Origin of the sequence: Skermanella rosea, assembly GCF_016806835.2 — a bacterium.
Taxonomy (GTDB): Bacteria; Pseudomonadota; Alphaproteobacteria; order Azospirillales; family Azospirillaceae; genus Skermanella; species Skermanella rosea.
In genome coordinates, this window is sequence record NZ_CP086111.1 from 2821505 (window position 1) to 2836717 (window position 15213).

Annotated in this window: 17 protein-coding genes; 8 read left to right on the forward strand and 9 right to left on the reverse strand. The window is 69.4% G+C overall.

Annotated features, from left to right (window positions below; translation table 11 throughout):
* Positions 1-192: 192 nt before the first annotated feature.
* Positions 193-2151 (forward strand): site-specific integrase, encoded by a 1959-nt coding sequence (locus JL101_RS13000; protein ID WP_203095457.1) that lies wholly within the window; start codon positions 193-195, stop codon positions 2149-2151.
* 252 nt (positions 2152-2403) lie between these two features.
* On the opposite strand, the gene JL101_RS13005 is transcribed toward JL101_RS13000, so the two are convergent.
* Positions 2404-3024, reverse strand: a complete 621-nt coding sequence (locus tag JL101_RS13005; RefSeq protein WP_203095458.1) for a GIY-YIG nuclease family protein — start codon at positions 3022-3024, stop codon at positions 2404-2406.
* A 389-nt stretch (positions 3025-3413) separates the two neighbouring features.
* Here JL101_RS13005 and JL101_RS13010 point away from each other — a divergent pair, with 389 nt between their 5' ends.
* The 4 genes from JL101_RS13010 to JL101_RS13025 are packed head-to-tail and all read left to right on the forward strand — an operon-like array spanning position 3414 to position 5443.
* Positions 3414-3641 (forward strand): NnrS family protein, encoded by a 228-nt coding sequence (locus tag JL101_RS13010; RefSeq protein WP_228435432.1) that lies wholly within the window; start codon positions 3414-3416, stop codon positions 3639-3641.
* A 16-nt stretch (positions 3642-3657) separates the two neighbouring features.
* Positions 3658-4785 carry an MFS transporter gene (locus JL101_RS13015; protein WP_323374728.1) on the forward strand — a complete coding sequence of 376 codons (1128 nt, stop codon included), beginning with the start codon at positions 3658-3660 and terminating at the stop codon, positions 4783-4785.
* A 26-nt stretch (positions 4786-4811) separates the two neighbouring features.
* Positions 4812-5057, forward strand: coding sequence for a type II toxin-antitoxin system Phd/YefM family antitoxin (locus JL101_RS13020; RefSeq protein ID WP_203095460.1), 246 nt, complete (start codon positions 4812-4814; stop codon positions 5055-5057).
* Positions 5054-5443, forward strand: coding sequence for a type II toxin-antitoxin system VapC family toxin (locus JL101_RS13025; RefSeq protein WP_228435433.1), 390 nt, complete (start codon positions 5054-5056; stop codon positions 5441-5443). The genes JL101_RS13020 and JL101_RS13025 overlap by 4 nt, the downstream gene beginning before the upstream one ends.
* Before the next feature lie 69 nt (positions 5444-5512).
* On the opposite strand, the gene JL101_RS13030 is transcribed toward JL101_RS13025, so the two are convergent.
* From JL101_RS13030 to JL101_RS13045, 4 genes are all read right to left on the reverse strand, one after another.
* Positions 5513-5845, reverse strand: a complete 333-nt coding sequence (locus tag JL101_RS13030; protein WP_203095461.1) for a metal-sulfur cluster assembly factor — start codon at positions 5843-5845, stop codon at positions 5513-5515.
* Positions 5842-7149 (reverse strand): hypothetical protein, encoded by a 1308-nt coding sequence (locus JL101_RS13035; RefSeq protein ID WP_203095462.1) that lies wholly within the window; start codon positions 7147-7149, stop codon positions 5842-5844. Before JL101_RS13035 ends, JL101_RS13030 begins: the two co-directional genes overlap by 4 nt.
* Positions 7146-7976, reverse strand: a complete 831-nt coding sequence (locus tag JL101_RS13040) for a DUF2249 domain-containing protein (RefSeq protein ID WP_203095463.1) — start codon at positions 7974-7976, stop codon at positions 7146-7148. The genes JL101_RS13035 and JL101_RS13040 overlap by 4 nt, the downstream gene beginning before the upstream one ends.
* A gap of 106 nt (positions 7977-8082) precedes the next feature.
* The gene (locus JL101_RS13045) at positions 8083-8715 is read right to left on the reverse strand and encodes an NnrU family protein (RefSeq protein ID WP_203095464.1); all 633 of its coding nucleotides are present in this window, start codon (positions 8713-8715) and stop codon (positions 8083-8085) included.
* Positions 8716-8856: 141 nt separating this feature from the next.
* Between JL101_RS13045 and JL101_RS13050 the strand changes: the two genes are divergently transcribed.
* On the forward strand, positions 8857-9123 hold the full coding sequence (locus JL101_RS13050; protein WP_203095465.1) for a hypothetical protein: 267 nt from the start codon (positions 8857-8859) through the stop codon (positions 9121-9123).
* 4 nt (positions 9124-9127) lie between these two features.
* Positions 9128-9664, forward strand: coding sequence for a molybdopterin adenylyltransferase (gene mog / locus JL101_RS13055; protein ID WP_203095466.1), 537 nt, complete (start codon positions 9128-9130; stop codon positions 9662-9664).
* Positions 9665-9676: 12 nt separating this feature from the next.
* Here the strand turns inward: mog and JL101_RS13060 are convergent, their stop codons facing one another.
* The 4 genes from JL101_RS13060 to JL101_RS13075 are packed head-to-tail and all read right to left on the reverse strand — an operon-like array spanning position 9677 to position 14273.
* Positions 9677-11614, reverse strand: coding sequence for a nitric oxide reductase activation protein NorD (locus tag JL101_RS13060; RefSeq protein WP_203095467.1), 1938 nt, complete (start codon positions 11612-11614; stop codon positions 9677-9679).
* Between the two features lie 7 nt (positions 11615-11621).
* The gene (locus tag JL101_RS13065; RefSeq protein ID WP_203095468.1) at positions 11622-12428 is read right to left on the reverse strand and encodes a CbbQ/NirQ/NorQ/GpvN family protein; all 807 of its coding nucleotides are present in this window, start codon (positions 12426-12428) and stop codon (positions 11622-11624) included.
* Positions 12429-12456: 28 nt separating this feature from the next.
* Positions 12457-13806, reverse strand: coding sequence for a cbb3-type cytochrome c oxidase subunit I (locus JL101_RS13070; RefSeq protein WP_203095469.1), 1350 nt, complete (start codon positions 13804-13806; stop codon positions 12457-12459).
* Positions 13807-13820: 14 nt separating this feature from the next.
* A complete protein-coding gene (locus tag JL101_RS13075; protein WP_203095470.1) occupies positions 13821-14273 on the reverse strand; it encodes a c-type cytochrome in 453 nt (150 codons plus the stop codon).
* Positions 14274-14484: 211 nt separating this feature from the next.
* On the opposite strand from JL101_RS13075, the gene JL101_RS13080 reads away from it, so the two are divergent.
* Positions 14485-15177, forward strand: a complete 693-nt coding sequence (locus tag JL101_RS13080) for a Crp/Fnr family transcriptional regulator (RefSeq protein WP_203095471.1) — start codon at positions 14485-14487, stop codon at positions 15175-15177.
* Positions 15178-15213: the final 36 nt, after the last annotated feature.

A 15213-nucleotide genomic window follows, 5' to 3' on the forward strand; every position in this document is an offset into this window, starting at 1 on the left:
TGACGAGCTGTGTCATGGGAAAGTGGCGGATAGGGTGGGACTCTCCGCCACTTCGCCCCGCAGAACCGCCGGAATCCCTGCAAATCCGCGGCCCGCCGGGCGGCCGCCCCGCTGGACTGGTACACACGGCCGGTACACACCGGGGCTCCGGCCCGGCACCGGCCGCCGGCAGGGGAGCGGTTTTCGAAAGCGATGGGACGACCGACTTATCTGACGCGCCGCGGCGCACGGTACTACATCCGCGTCCGGGTACCCCGCGACCTCGCGGCACGGCTCGGCCGGGCTGAACTCAAGCGCGCCCTCGGCACCGCCGAGCGCGCGACGGCCGTCGCCAGGATGCAGGTCGCGGGGCACCTCGCCCGCAACCTGTTCGCCGTCCTCCGTGCCCACCCGATGCTGCCGCAGACCGACATCGACAACTTGGCCCGCGCGTTCTACGCCGCGCGGCTCGACGAGGACCGGCGGTCACGCTGGGCCTTCGGGCGGAGCCACGGCGTCGACGACGGCGTGCCCTACCCGGTGGACTGGGACCAGGTCCTGCGGCGGCGCCGGGCACAGCTGGCGATCGGCGACTACCGCGAGATCAGGGTGAACGCCGAGGACCTGCTGGCGCGGCACGGGCTGGCGGAGGCCGCCGACCAGGACGACATGGACGCCGTCTGCGAAACCCTGATGCGCGCCGAGATCGAGGCCGCGGCCCGCTGCGCCGAGCGCAGCCGCGCCGTGTTTCACGGCGAGCCGGCCGATCCGCTGTTCCGGGGACAGCCCCTCCCGGGCGCCGGCCCGGCTCCCGTCCCCGCGTCCGCGGCGGCGCCCCCGCCGGCCGGACCGGTGACCACGGATCCCGCCCCTGCCGTTTCGGCCGGTGCCGCGCCCGCGCCGCGCCGTCCCGAGCAGGCGCCCGACCACGCCGACGAGAGCCCCGTCGCCTACGTCGAGCGGATCATCCGGGAGAAAGACCTGAAACCGAAAACCGCCGAGAAGTACAGGGTCGCGGCGCGGACGCTCGAAGACATGTGCGGCGCAAAGAAGATGTGGCAGTACACGATTCGCGACGCCATCCTGTACAAGGACCGCATGCAGGAGGTCCCCGCCCGGGCCACCTCGATGCGCGGTCCCGAGACCAGGGCGTTGCGCGGGGCGCGCCGCGCCAATGCCCGACTTCCCGCGGACCAGCAGGTACCCGTCCCGGAACACGCGAGGCCAAGCATGCGGCAGGCGCGCGAGGACAACCTGCGGCGACCCGAGCCTGAGCGGCTGCCGGTCCTCAAGCGCGAAACGATCAACGACGGCTACATCACCTTCCTGCGCCAGCTGTGGGACTTCGCCGTCGGCAACCGCGGAGCCGAAGTGAACATCTTCAAGGATGTCAGGGTGGTTTCCAAAAAAACTGCGCGGGCGCGCGGGAACCGGCGGAAAAGGCGACCGTTCAGCATCGCCGAAGTCAATCTCATCCTGTCCATGCCCCTGTTCACCGGCTCCCGGTCCGCGGCGCGTCCCAACATGCCGGGGATTTACCGCGACACGGGATGGCGGTTCTGGCTTCCTTTGCTGATGCTGTTCACCGGGATGCGGCCGGAGGAAGCCGGGCAGCTGCTGGTCACCGACCTCAAGGAGCAGAACGGCTGGCCCTGCCTCCACGTCACCACCGTCGATACGCTCAACGAATCCGACTCGGATTTCGACGACCGGCCCGACGACAAGCACATCAAGACACCGGCCGCTGATCGATTGATCCCGCTGCATCCGGTTCTGATCGACTGCGGCTTCGTGCATCACGTCCAGGCAGCGCGGGCGCGCGGCGACGCCCGGATCTTTTCGGACTGGCGGAAGGGCTCGGACGGGACCTACTCGGGCACCTCGTCGAAGTTCTTCAATCGTGAACACGGGTTCCTCGATCGGGCCAAAGTCAAGACGGCGGTGACGGCGCTCTACTCGCTGCGGCACACCTTCAAGGATGCGATCAGGCGCGCGGGCCTCAATGACCAGGAGCAGGACCTGCTCATGGGACCCGCCAGCGAGGGGGTGCGCGGGATCTACGGCTCCCGGGAGCTCTACCCCGCCCTGGTCGGGAAGCTCAAGGCCGTCGCGTACGAGGGGGTCGATTTTACGCCGCTGCGCCTTCGGTGTTGCCAGGAGATGATTGTCTGACAGGGCGGCGAATCCTAGTCCCCCAACCAGTTTCCTTCCCAAAGCCTTGTTTTCCCAGCACTCCCGGCCGGCACCAGCACCGGATCGTTTGCTGTGCCGCTGGCGACGCCCCGTTCCGCGGAGCGGACCATGGCACCTGCCGTCGCTTTTCGGCAGCGGCATGCACCGCCCGGGACGGGTGATTGGCGAGGTAATCGCCCGTGCCGGGCGATCAATCTGACGGTGCCGTTCCTCAGGATTCTTGGAAGGTCCCTAGGAAACGATGCGGTCGTACAGGCTTCTGACCTCATCACGCGTGGTAATGAACCATTCCGCGCCGGCTCCGGTGACATGCCTGCCTTTGAAGCGGAGGATATGGTGCAACGCCCTTTCCAGGGCTCTGCAATCGTGGGTCCTGATCGTCAGCATCAGGCGCGGCCGGTCAGGCGTGCCGGTGCCGATCTGGGCAGTAACGCGCGCGGTCACGTCGGAAACCGTGCTCCCGATCTTGAGGCGGTCCGGTGCGCATCGATAGCCGTAGGCATAGACGAACTCCGCGCCTTCGCCGATCTCGACGACATCGGTGACGTCGATGTTCCTGGCCAGAGACGCCACGGCCTGATCGTCGCTTTCGCCGGTCTCAGGTTCGAGATCGAGCGCGACAGGATCGAACTTGAGCACCTCTCTCGGGATTTCCGCACCCTGGGTAACCTCGTCCTCCGAGAAACCGGCCTTCGGGGCGTGCGCCAGGACCTCCGCCATGAGCCTGACGGCCCGCAGGCGCTGGCTGTCGTCGTCTGCGGTATAGAACAGGGCCCTCCCCCTGCTGAACTTTGCGCGCTGACCTGCAAGCTTGTTGGCCAATGTTTGAAAGTCTCCCTGGTAGATCTTCACTCCGGAGCGGCCACTCCTGTATCGTCCCCCGATTCCCCGTAAGTTTGTCACATCTGACAGTCCTTTGATCAGATCAAGAGGCATTATCGCTGGAACCGTATCTCTCTGACAGCAGTGACGATGATCTGCCTGGATGCCGGTCGTGTCGGAGCCTCCGCCCGCCGACCAGATTCCCATGACCATGCCCTTGCGAGTTGCTGTCAACGCGGACTTGGCCGGCGGTTCCCTTGACCGTGGTCAAGCCGAGGCGGGCACGGGGAAGAGATCATGATCTCATGCGGCGGCTTCGAGTTCAGGATTTTCGGCATAGTCGTTTCCGGCTTCGGCGGCTCTAGCGATCGCTCCAGGCGCCTCGTCCTCTTCTCCCTCGGCTTCCGTCCCTCCTTTTTTTGGCCGCCGGCCTGACGGTGTCCTGGATTCCCTTGTGGATCGGCATCTGGCACGGGCACCTCGATCTTCCCGGAAGGCTCGCTCCGTCGGCCTGGCACGCCCACGAGATGCTGTTCGGCTTCACCTCGGCGGTCGAGCTGGCCGAAGGCGTGACGATGGCCTCCGTCCATGCGCCCGCCGATGTCCCGGTCTCCCGCGGCCCGCTCCCCCACGGCCGCACCGCCTGAAACGAGGATCCCCATCATGACAGACCAAACCGCGGTCCGGACTCCGGGCCACGTGCTCACCGACTGGCGTCCGGAGGACGCCTCCTTCTGGGCGGAAAGCGGCAAGCGGGCCGCCCGGCGCAACCTGTGGATCTCGATCCCGGCCCTGCTGCTGTCCTTCGCCGTCTGGATGGTTTGGAGCGTCGTCGTCGTGAACCTCCCGGCCATCGGCTTCGCCTTCGACACCGGCCAGCTCTTCTGGCTGGCGGCCCTGCCGGGCCTGTCCGGCGCCACGCTTCGGCTGTTCTACAGCTTCATGGTGCCGATCTTCGGCGGCCGCGCCTGGACCACGCTGAGCACCGCCAGCCTGCTGCTGCCGGCCCTCGGCATCGGCATCGCGGTCCAGGACCCGGCGACGCCCTACTCCGTCTTCCTGGTGCTGGCGCTGCTGTGCGGCTTCGGCGGAGGAAACTTCGCCTCCAGCATGTCCAACATCAGCTTCTTCTTCCCGAAGGCGCAGAAGGGCATGGCGCTGGGGCTGAACGCCGGCCTGGGCAACCTGGGCGTCAGCGTCGTGCAGTTCGTCGTGCCGCTGGTGATCACAGCTCCCCGACAAGTCCGTCGGGTTCTGGGGCTTCCTCGCGATGTTCATGGTCCTGTTCGCGGCGTCCGGGGTCGGCAACTCCTCAACCTTCCAGATGATCCCGGCGATCTTCCTGACGCTGCGCCGGCGCGCCAACGGCACGGACGGCGTGGCGGCGGTCAAGGCGGCGGCGGAAGCGTCGCGCGAGGCGGCGGCGGTCCTGGGCTTCACCTCGGCTATCGCGGCCTTCGGCGCCTTCTTCATTCCCAAGCTGTTCGGCACCTCGATCTCGCTGACCGGCAGCCCGGTCCTGGCGCTGGAGATCTTCATCGCCTTCTATCTGAGCTGCATCGTCTGCACCTGGTGGTTCTACACCCGCCAGGGCGCGGAGGTGCGGTGCTGAGGCGGGGACGCAAACGCGACCGGAGCGGCGGGGTCCGGGGTTCTGCCGCGCGCCTCGATCCGCAGTTCGGTTTCGGGGCGCCGATGAGAACCGGCCATGCCCCCGCCGAAGGGATGGCGCGGTGCGATCTGAAACGCCGCGATCCCGATTGCATGACGCACCGGCCTGAACTAAACTAAGGCAACTAAGTTCAACGGGCACCATCATGCGCACCGTCAACATCCATGAGGCGAAGACACACCTGTCACGGCTGGTCGAGCAAGTGACGCGGGGTGAGTCATTCGTGATCGCGAAAGCCGGAAAGCCACTGGCGAAGGTAGTCCCCCTGGAAGCCGGCGATCTCGCTGTTACCCCGCGGGTCGGCTTCATGGCGGGAGAGATCACGGTGCCGGACGACTTCGATCGAATGGGCCGGGACCGGATCGAGGAAATGTTCGAGGACGGGGCGTGACCCTGTTGCTGCTCGATACCCATCTCTTGCTTTGGGCGGCGGGACATCCGGGGAAGCTGTCGGCCGAGGCGCGAGGCCTGATCGAGGACTCCGGCAATATCCTGGCCTTCAGCGCAGCGTCCCTTTGGGAAATCGTCATCAAGGGCGGCTTGGGTCGAGACGATTTCCAGGTCGAACCGCGGCGTTTGCGACGTGGCCTGCTTGATGCCGGCTACCGCGAGATCGCCATCACCGGTGAACATGCCCTCGCGGTTCGCCGCTTGCCGCCACTGCACAAGGATCCATTCGATCGAATGCTGATCGCCCAAGCTGACACGGAAGGCGCAACTCTCCTGACCGCCGACCGCATGGTTGCTCAGTATCCGGGAGCGATCAGGGTCGTCTGAGCAGGAAAGCATGGGCAGGCGCAAGCTTTCAGCACAAAGCGGAGGCATGACGGCGCCCGGCCCTCGCCGTCAGCATCCCCCGGCCAACCGGCGCCGGCCGTCCTCCGTGATCCGGTGGGGGGTCCAGGGCGGCTCGAAGGTCAGTTCGATCCGGGCCGGGCGGCCGGGCGCCGCGATGCCGGCCAGGGCCGCTTCCGCCTGCTCCACGATCAGCCCGCCCATGGGACAGCTCGGATGGGTCAGGCTGAGCAGCACCAGCAGGCCGTCCGCCGTGTCCTCGACCCCGTAGACGAGGCCCATCTCGACGATGCTGAGATCGGTTTCGGGATCGAACACCCGGTCCAATGCCTGCCATGCGGCGGCGACCGGGGTGTCGGATGAAGTCGGGATGTCGGTGCTCATGAGCCGGCCTTTCCGGAACTGGTCCTGGCGATCGGGGCGGAGGCCCGGGCGCGCGGCAGGTCGCCGATGCGCAGGTACAGGTCGATCGCGTAGAGGATGAAGGCGCCCGCCCCCGCCGCCCCGGCCAGCGCCCCCGTCCGGATCGCAACTTCCAGGTCGAGCACGATGCCCGCCCCGACGCCGGCGAGAGCCGCGGCGTGGAGGGCCGCCTGGACATGCAGGACCGGACCGGCGCCGAGTTCCGACACCTTGGGGATGCGCCGGCCGGCGCGGGCGGCGTGGATCGCAGCCAGGAAGGGCAGGATGCGCTGGAGCATGCCGAGCACGAGGCTCAGCAGCCACCCGCCCACCAGCGTCAGCGTGAAGAGCGCCGGACCCCAGGCCGGAAGCAGGTCGAGCCCCAGCAGCAGGCCCAGCACCAGGCTGGCGGGAAGCAGGGCCCAGGACAGCCGGATCAGCAGGAACGACGACCCCAGATCGCGCCGCGTCCGCCGGCGCATCAGGCCGGCCATGCCGTGGACATGCAGGCAAGCCGCGACGAGACCGATGGCGGCCGCGGCGGCGAAGAACCCCGCGCCGGCCAGCAGCAGCCCCGCGACGGCAAGCCCGAGCACGAGGTTGACCCGGCCTTCGGGCTGCGGCCCGACCAGGGCGAACATGGGCACCAGCACCTGGACGAAGCCGGCGGCCAGCAGGCCTAGGAAGCCGTAGCAGGCGACGGCGAGATGGATCGCCGCGACGGTCCGGTGATCGTCCAGGTAGCCGTGCGCGAAATCGCCGAGCAGCGCCAGGCCCAGCACCGCCAGCGCCGCGACGCAGGCCAGCGACGCCCAGAGGTGGCGCACGACCGGCCGGACCTGCGGCCTGGAGCAATCGGCGCGCCGCAGCGCCATGCCGACCACCACGGCGAACACCGCCAGCGCCAGGGCGACGGCGCTTCCGCCGATCCCCAGCAGCAGGAGATCGCCCGTCGCCATGCCCCAGCCCAGCGCCGCGACCCCCGGCAGCAGCAGCCAGCCCGCCAGCCGGCACGGCCAAACGGCGGGCAGGTCGGCCTGGATCGCCACCGGCAGCAACTGGAACCCGGCGCCCATCGCGGCGGCGGTCAGCACGCCGAGCGTCATCAGGTGAAGGCCCGCGACCTCCAGGCCCAGCCCGCCGTTGGCTCCCGCGAGGACCGGTGCCGCGGCGGCGATCGCGGTCCACCCGACGAGGTGGAACAGCAACGCCGCCGCCAGGAAACGGAACGGGATCGAGGCCGGGAGCAGCCGGGACCCCGGTGCGAGCCCGCCCGGCGCGATCACGACTCCTCCCGCGCCAGCGTGACCCGGACCTCGCCCTCCAGGTGCTCGACCGTCAGGCAGGACCAGCCGCGCTCGGCCAGCATGGGGAAGAGGAATACCGGTTCGCGGTCATGGTGCAGGACGAGGCGCTCGGCGGTGCCCGCGTCGATCAGGTCGAGCACCCGCGTCATGGGCTCCGGCGGCTGGAGACCGCGCACGTCCAGGTGGGTGCCGTCCGCCGCCTGCCACGGCTCCGGCCCCCGGCGCGGCTGCGGCACCGACGGCTGCGCCTCGTTTTCGAGCCCGGCCGGTTCCTCGCGGCGCCAGCAGATGCGCCAGTGCCCCGCGCCCAGTTGCCGGCCTAGAGAGGTGAAGCCCTTGCCGGCGAGCACCCGGCGCAGCGGGGCCGGGTCGAACGGCGCGTCCACCACCATGAAGCCCCCGGGCGGTACCCGCGCCGCGGTCGACATGACGTGGGCGAAGGGATCCTGGCCGGACGCCAGCAGCGGCCGCACGTCCAGGTGGGGAGCGGACCGGCGCTCGGCCTGCTCGAACCAGTCTCCGTCCGGTGCGGCGGGATCGGCATCGCCGGAAGTGTCGGGACGGCCGATCTCGGCTGCGGACAGCCGGCCCTCGAGCACGGCACAGAGGATGTCGAACGGCACCTCCGCGATGCGGGCCGCCTCGCCCAACCGGATCTGGCCGGCCATGGCGTTCCTGTGCTCCGGCTCCAGCAGGACGGCGAAGACGGGGTTGAGCCCGGCCAGCCGGCCTATCGCCTCGCCGTCCCCGGCGATCACTTCGGCCAGCAGCATGTCGGTGGTAAGGGGGAAGGACGTCACGCTCATCGTCAACTCCGGGTGATCTCGCCGCCATCATGCGGCATCGGCGCCGGCGTCCCTTGACAGCGGTCAAGCGCCCGGCGTTTTCATCGGCGGCGGGCGCCCGGAGATGTCAGAGATAGGCCAGCGGGTCGGGGCCGATCACCACGGGATGTAGCAGCAGCAGCGCCACCCAAAGAACGACGGCCAAGAGCGGCCGTGCCCAGCCGATCTCGCTCCAGGCGAGCCTCTCGCGCCCCAGCAGGATGCCGGCGAAGGGCACGATGCCGGCCCGGCGCCGCGCGGAGCCGGCGGCATGCCAGTTCCTGCCCAGGGAGAACTGGGCGATGGCGCCCATGCCGGCGAAGACGACCACCTGCCGCGCCTCTCCCAGCGACGCCAGGTGAAGCAGCGCCCAGAGAAGGACCGAGAGGCTTCCGGGAACCGCGGTGATCCGGTAGATGCCGGCAGGCTCCGCCGTTCGGGCCGGAGTCGTCAGCCTGCCGACCAGCAGGAAAAGAGCGGCCGACATCGCCGCGACCGTGAAGACCTTCACCCCGGCCGGCGGAACGTAAAGCCACGCGTCCACGCCCGCGGCGGCGTAGCTCCGGACCAGCAGCGCGAGCGCCGCCAGAGAAACCGCCGAGTAGGCCGTGAGAAACACTGGGCGACCCAGCGCCGCGACGAGGGAAGAGCGGACCCCGGGCAGGCCGGGGACCACGTGGCTGCCGACCAAGAGCAGGGTGGAAAGGATCAGGAGTTCCATTGCGCTTTTTCCAGGTGACGGAACCGAGCCCCGTTATCTACCCGCGCCGGCGTCCGGAGCGCATGACCGAAGTCAAGTCGCGCCCGCTCGCCCTGTGGTCGAGTGGCCATCTCATCGACCGATTCAATGGGAAAGAACTTCATGACCTCACGCGACGACACCACCCGGATCATCAGCATCGACCGCAAGGGCCGGGCGACCATCGCCCGCAGCGACGCCGTTCCCGGCCCGTCCGCCGACGGCACCGCCGTCTTCGAGATCCTCAACTGCCCGCCGGCGGCCGATGACGCCGATGTGGCGGCCCTCGCCCAGGGGATCGTCCCGCCGCTGGGGATCTACTCGATCGATTACGCGCACCTCGCCGCCCGCCGGGGCGGCGCGTGCTGCGGCGGATGCTGCGGCGGCTGAACCCATGACCGCCTCCTCCATTCCCATCGGCATCCTCACCGTGTCGGACCGTGCCAGCCGGGGCGTCTACGAGGATCTGGGCGGCCCCGCGATCGAGCGGGAGCTGGCGCGCCTGCTGGTCACGCCCTGGCGCGCGGTCAGGCGCCTCGTCCCCGACGAGCGGCCGGAGATCGAGGGCAGGCTCGTCGAGCTGTGCGATGCCGAGGGCTGCTCCCTGGTGGTCACCACCGGGGGCACCGGCCCCGCCCCGCGCGACGTGACCCCGGAAGCGACGGAGGCGGTCTGCCAGCGGATGATGCCCGGTTTCGGGGAGCTGATGCGCGCCGTCAGCCTGCGGGTCGTGCCGACCGCGATCCTGTCGCGGCAGACCGCCGGCATCCGGGAGCGCAGCCTGATCGTCAACCTGCCGGGCAAGCCCTCGGCCATCGCCGACTGCCTGGAAGCGGTGTTTCCGGCCGTCCCCTACTGCATCGACCTGATCGGCGGTCCCCGGCTGGAAACCGATCCGGCGGTCTGCAAGGCCTTCCGCCCGAAAGCCTGACCCGGCACGGCCTCAGCCGCAGGAGATCTGGCGGTAGATCGCGGGCAGCATCGACGGCAGCCGGGCCACGTGGGGGAAGATCGCGAAGGAGCCCTGGCCGAACAGGTAAGGGAAATAGTCCCGCGCCTGTTCGTCGACCGTCACCCCGAACACCTTCAGCCCGGCGCGGCGGGCCTCGCGGATCGCCATGCGGGTGTCCTCGATCGCGTAGCGGCCCTCGTAATGGTCCATGTCGTTGGGCTTGCCGTCCGAGAGCAGCAGGAGCAGCCGGTGATGGTGCGGACGCTCGGCCAGCCGTTTCGCCACGTGGCGCACGGCGGCGCCGATCCGGGTATAGTGGCCGGGCTTCAGCGCGCCGATGCGCCGGTCCACCAGGTCGCCCATAGGTTCGTCGAAGTCCTTGACCGTGCGGACATGCACCTGCTCGCGCCGGCGCGACGTGAAGGTGAAGATGCCGTGCTCGTCCTGGCACGCGGCCAGTCCGTGGCTGAGCGCCAGCAGCGCCTCCTTCTCCACGTCCAGGACGCGGTGACCGTCGATCCAGCCGTCGGTGGACAGCGAAACGTCCACCAGCACCGCCACCGAGAGGTCGCGCGCCAACGGTCGCACCGCGGTGTAGAGCCGGTCGCTGCCGGGACCGCCCGCCCGGCGGTCGGCGACCGACCGGACCAGGGATGACAGGTCCAGCTCGTCGCCGTCGGGCTGGGCGGAGAGGCGCTGGCGGCGGGGCCGCAGGGCCTCGAACTGGCGCCGCACCAGGCGGATGCGGCGCCGCGCCGCGGCGTCGGGCCGCCACGTCTCCGGCGCGTCCGGGTCGCCCGCCGGGGCCGGCCCGGCGATCACCCGGCAATGGCCGGGCAGCAGCACGCCGCGGACATGGTCCCATTCCGGGTAGGTCAGGCCGGAGTCCAGAGACGACGGATCGACCGCTTCCGCCGCCAGGTCAAGTTCCATGCGCAGCTTGGTCGCGGCGCGCCGGTCGTGCTCGCCGACGCTCAGCTCGTCCAGGTCCTCGGCCGCCTTGCGGGCCCCGTCCTCATCGTCGTCCTCGACCGCGCGGTTGATGTTCACCATCTCGGACAGGCCGATGATCTTCTCGAATCGGTTGAGCATCAGCGGATCGTTGCGCCGGGTCTGGTCGCTGTCGCGCCGGGCGGCGCGCCGGCGCTTGCCGTCGGCGGGCGACGCAGGGTCGCCACCCTCGCCGTCCTGCCGGGCGGCGCGCGGCGTCGCGGCCCGGGGAGGCACCGTCTCGCCCCAAAGCGGAACGGGCAGGAAGCGCCGGTAGCCGCGCCCGGCCGTCCACTCCTCCAGCGGTACCGTCGGGTCGAGGATGCGGGCGATCGCGTAGCACCCGCCCTGCCCGGCCGCCGGCCCGCCCAGCAGCGCCGTCACGGCGGAGTCGACAGCAGCCTCCGGTGGCGGCAGCCGGCGCACCGGGCGGGCATCCAGCATGGCCCGGCACAGCCGCCCGTGCAGCTTCCCCAGGCCGGGCCAGGCGGCGAGCGCGAACGAGGTCGTGGCGGCCGCGGCGCGCAGCCGGGCGACATCGGCTTGCAGGGGATCCTCCGGGACGGGCACCGGCTCGGCGCAGGCGAACCAGACGACCAGCCACTCGTACAGCGCCTCGTTGTCGGCGCGGTCGGGGAAGCAGTCGATCCGGGCCGGCAGTTCCAGGGTCGCCCCGTCGAACCGGGCCATGTCCACCTTCTCCGTGCCCAGGCCGATCCGCTGAAGCAGGCCGAGCCGATGGCCGGAGGCGGCAGGCCCGCAAGCCGCCAGGCGGACTCCGCCGGCGCCGCCCAGCGCCCGGAACATCAAGCCCAGGCCGGCCCGGATCCCGTCCAGCTCGACGGCGGCATCGGCATGGCGGCGGTAGCTGCCGGAGCCGCCGACCAGCCGGTGCCATGCCTGGCCGACCGTTTCTTCCGGTTCGAAGAGAGAAACCATGGCGCCCTCAGCCGAGCGTGATGTCGACGACCCGCAGCAGCGCCCTGCGGATATCGGGATCGTCGGTCAGCGGCTCGATCAGCGCCGCCAGGACCGCGCGCTCCAGGCGCATGCCCGACGATATCAGGGTGGCGCAATAGACCAGCAGGCGGGTCGAGACGCCCTCCTCCAGGTCCTGCCCCTTGAGCTCGCGCAGCGCCCCGGCGAGGCGGACCAGCGGCCGGCAGCGATCGACCGCCAAGCCGCTCTCCCGCGACACGATCTCCGCCTCGCGCTCCGGCGGGGGAAAGTCGAACTCCACCGCGAGGAAACGCTGCCGGGTGCTCGGCTTCAGGCTCTTCAGGATGTTCTGGTAGCCCGGATTGTACGAGACCACCAGCATGAAGCCGGGCGGCGCCTGGAGGGTCTCGCCGGTACGCTCCAGCGGCAGGACGCGGCGATCGTCGGTCAGGGGATGCAGCACCACGGTGACGTCCTTGCGCGCCTCGACCACCTCGTCCAAGTAGCAGATGGCACCCTCGCGGACGGCCCGGGTCAGCGGGCCGTCGACCCACACCGTGTCGCCGCCCTTCAGCAGGTAGCGGCCCGTCAGGTCGGCGGCGGTCAGGTCGTCGTGGCAGGAGACGGTGTGGAGCGGGCGGCCCAGGCGGGCCGCCATATGGGCCACGAACCGCGTCTTGCCGCACCCGGTCGGCCCCTTCAGGAGAAGGGGCAGGTTGTGGGCATGGGCATGGGCGAAAAGCTCGCACTCGTCGCCGGTGGCCTCGTAGTATGGGATGTCGGCCACGATGTCGGCGGACAGGCTGTCGGGCATGGTCGCAACTCCTGGGGCGGCCTCGGGGTCATTCGGCGGGTTGCAGGGAGCGCGGCCGTCCGGCCGGGCTCTCCCGGCGGACCGGGCCGAACATCGAGTAGACGAACATCAGCGCCGCGATCAGAACCACCACGCCGGAGCCGAGGCGCATCCAGTAGAACAGGGCGAGCTGGTCCTGGACCTCCATGTAGCCCATGCCGAGCACGCGCTGCAGATGGACCTGCACGACGCCGGCGAAGGTCAGCGAGAAGGTCATGAAGGCCATGGCCGAGGTCATCAGCCAGAAGCTCCACACGTTGAGCACCTGGTGATAGGGCTGGCGGTTGCGCAGGTAAGGCATGGCGTAAGACATGATCGCCAGGTTCAGCATCACGTAGGCGCCGAAGAAGGCGAGATGGCCGTGGGCCGCGGTCACCTGGGTGCCGTGGGTGTAGTAGTTGATCGGCGCCAGGGTGTGCAGGAAGCCCCAGACGCCGGCGCCGAAGAACGCCATGACGGCGCAGCCCAGCGCCCACAGCAGCGCCGCCCGGTTCGGGTGGTCGCGCCCGCCCTTCCACACCATGGCGAAGGCGAACACGACCATGGCGAAGAAGGGCGCCACCTCCAGCGTCGAGAACAGGCTGCCGATCCACTGCCAGTAGCCCGGCGTGCCGATCCAGTAATAGTGGTGGCCGGTGCCCAGCAGGCCGCTGAACAGCGCCAGGCCGACGATGGCGTAAAGCCACTTCTCGACCACCTCGCGGTCGACGCCGGTCAGCTTGATCATCATGAAGGCCAGGACCGAGGCCATCACCAGTTCCCACACCCCCTCGACCCAGAGATGGACGATGTACCACCAGTACATCTTGTCCAGCGCCAGGTTGCTGGGATTGTAGAAGGCGAACAGGAAGAAGACCGCGATGCCCCACAGGCCCAGCATCAGCACGTTGGTGACGGCGGTGCGCCGGCCCCTGAGCACGGTCATGGACAGGTTGAACAGGTAGATCAGGGCGACCACGACGATGGCCATCTTGATCCACAGCGGCTGTTCCAGGAACTCCCGCCCCTCGTGGATGCCGAACAGGTAGCTGCCCACCGCGGCCAGCGCGCCGAACATGAACAGGCCGAACTGGACATAGGCCAGCGCCGGGCTGAACAGCTCCGTCTCGGCCTCCTCCGGCACCAGGTAGTAGCCGGCGCCGAAGAAGCCCATCAGCAGCCAGACGATCAGCGCGTTGGTGTGGATCATGCGGATGATGTTGAAGGGCAGCAGCTCCGACAGGGTATTGGGCAGGACATAGACCAGCCCGCCCAGCGTCCCGACCAGGACCTGCACGACGAAGAGAAGCAGGGCGCCGGCGAAATAGACGTGGGCGACCTTCTGGGATTGGTATCTCATGGCGGGAGCTCTCCTCAGCCTGCCTTGTTGGGCGGCCAGCCCTGGGTATTGATCGTGCCGGTCCAGCGCAGGAAGTCGGAGAGATCCCGGATCTCCTGGTCGGTCAGGTGGAACTGCGGCATCTGGCGCCGGCCCTCGATGCCGGTCGGCTGGGCCTCCATCCAGGCCTTCAGGGTGTCGAAGGCGGCCTCCGGGTCGCCCTGGACCTCCCAGCGATGCATGACGTTGCCCAGCTCGGGCGCGAAATAGGCGCCCTCGCCCAGGATGGTGTGGCAGTTGATGCAGGAGTTCTTCTCCCACACCGCCTTGCCGCGGGCGACGCCGTCGGTCAGGGTTTCGGCATCGGTCCCGGTATCGAGGATGTAGCCGTGGCTCATCGCCGTCAGTCCGACGAAGACCAGGAAAAAGAAGGCCGAGCCGCCGTAGAAGATGTTGCGTGCCGCGGCCTTGGTCAGGCGCTCGCTCATGGCTTGCCGCGTCCGACGTGTGTCATGGGAAGTCTCCTCGGGTTTGCCGCCGCGTTCCGGAGCCGGTCCCGGGGTTCTGTCCGGGAAACGTCGGGGTGCGGCGGCGAATGGCGTGACCACAAACTTGACCGCGCCGGTCGGAGATTCCTTGACCGAGGTCAAGCGGTGCGCATTTGCCGGGCCTTACCGTCCGCCCATGAGCGATTCACCCTTGCTTGCCGCCTTTCGGCAAAACCCGCTGCTCTCCGGCCTGGGGGTCGCCGAGCACGCCGCCCTGGCCTCCCTCGGGACGGTCGATACCTTTCCCGTCGGCACCGTCCTTTATGCGCGCGGCGATCCGGCCAGCCGCCTGTTCCTGGTGGTCGAGGGCACGGTCGGGCTGGAGATGCCCGACGACGGGGGGGCCATGATCCCGCTGGACATGCTGGCCCCGGGAGACTGCGCCGGGGAGGAGTCGCTCGCCGTTTCCGCCTGCTACGATACGGTGGCCCGGGCGGTGACCGACGCCGTCGCCTTCTCGATCGACAGCCGCCGCCTGGTCAGGGTGCTTGAGCAGCGGTTCGATCTGGTTCTCGGGATGCTGGTCGGCATGTCAGCCCGGCTGCGCGGCATCGTCCAGGAGATCACCGCGCTCAAGATGGCATCCACGGCGGAGCGCCTGGGCGCCTTCCTGCTGGAACTGACCGACCAGGGCGGCCCTCCGGCCGGGGCCGGGCCGGTCACGGTCACGCTGCCGCTTTCCAAGCAGATGCTCGCCCGGAAGCTGGGGATGAAGCCCGAAAGCCTGTCGCGCGCCTTCGGCAAGCTGAGGCGGCTCGGCGTCCGCAGCGACGGCAGGTCACGGGTGATCCTGTCCGACCCCGAGAGGCTGCGCGACTTCTGCAAGTCCGACTCGTTCCACTGACCCCTGCTTTCCCGCCCCGCCACCGGAGACCACCGC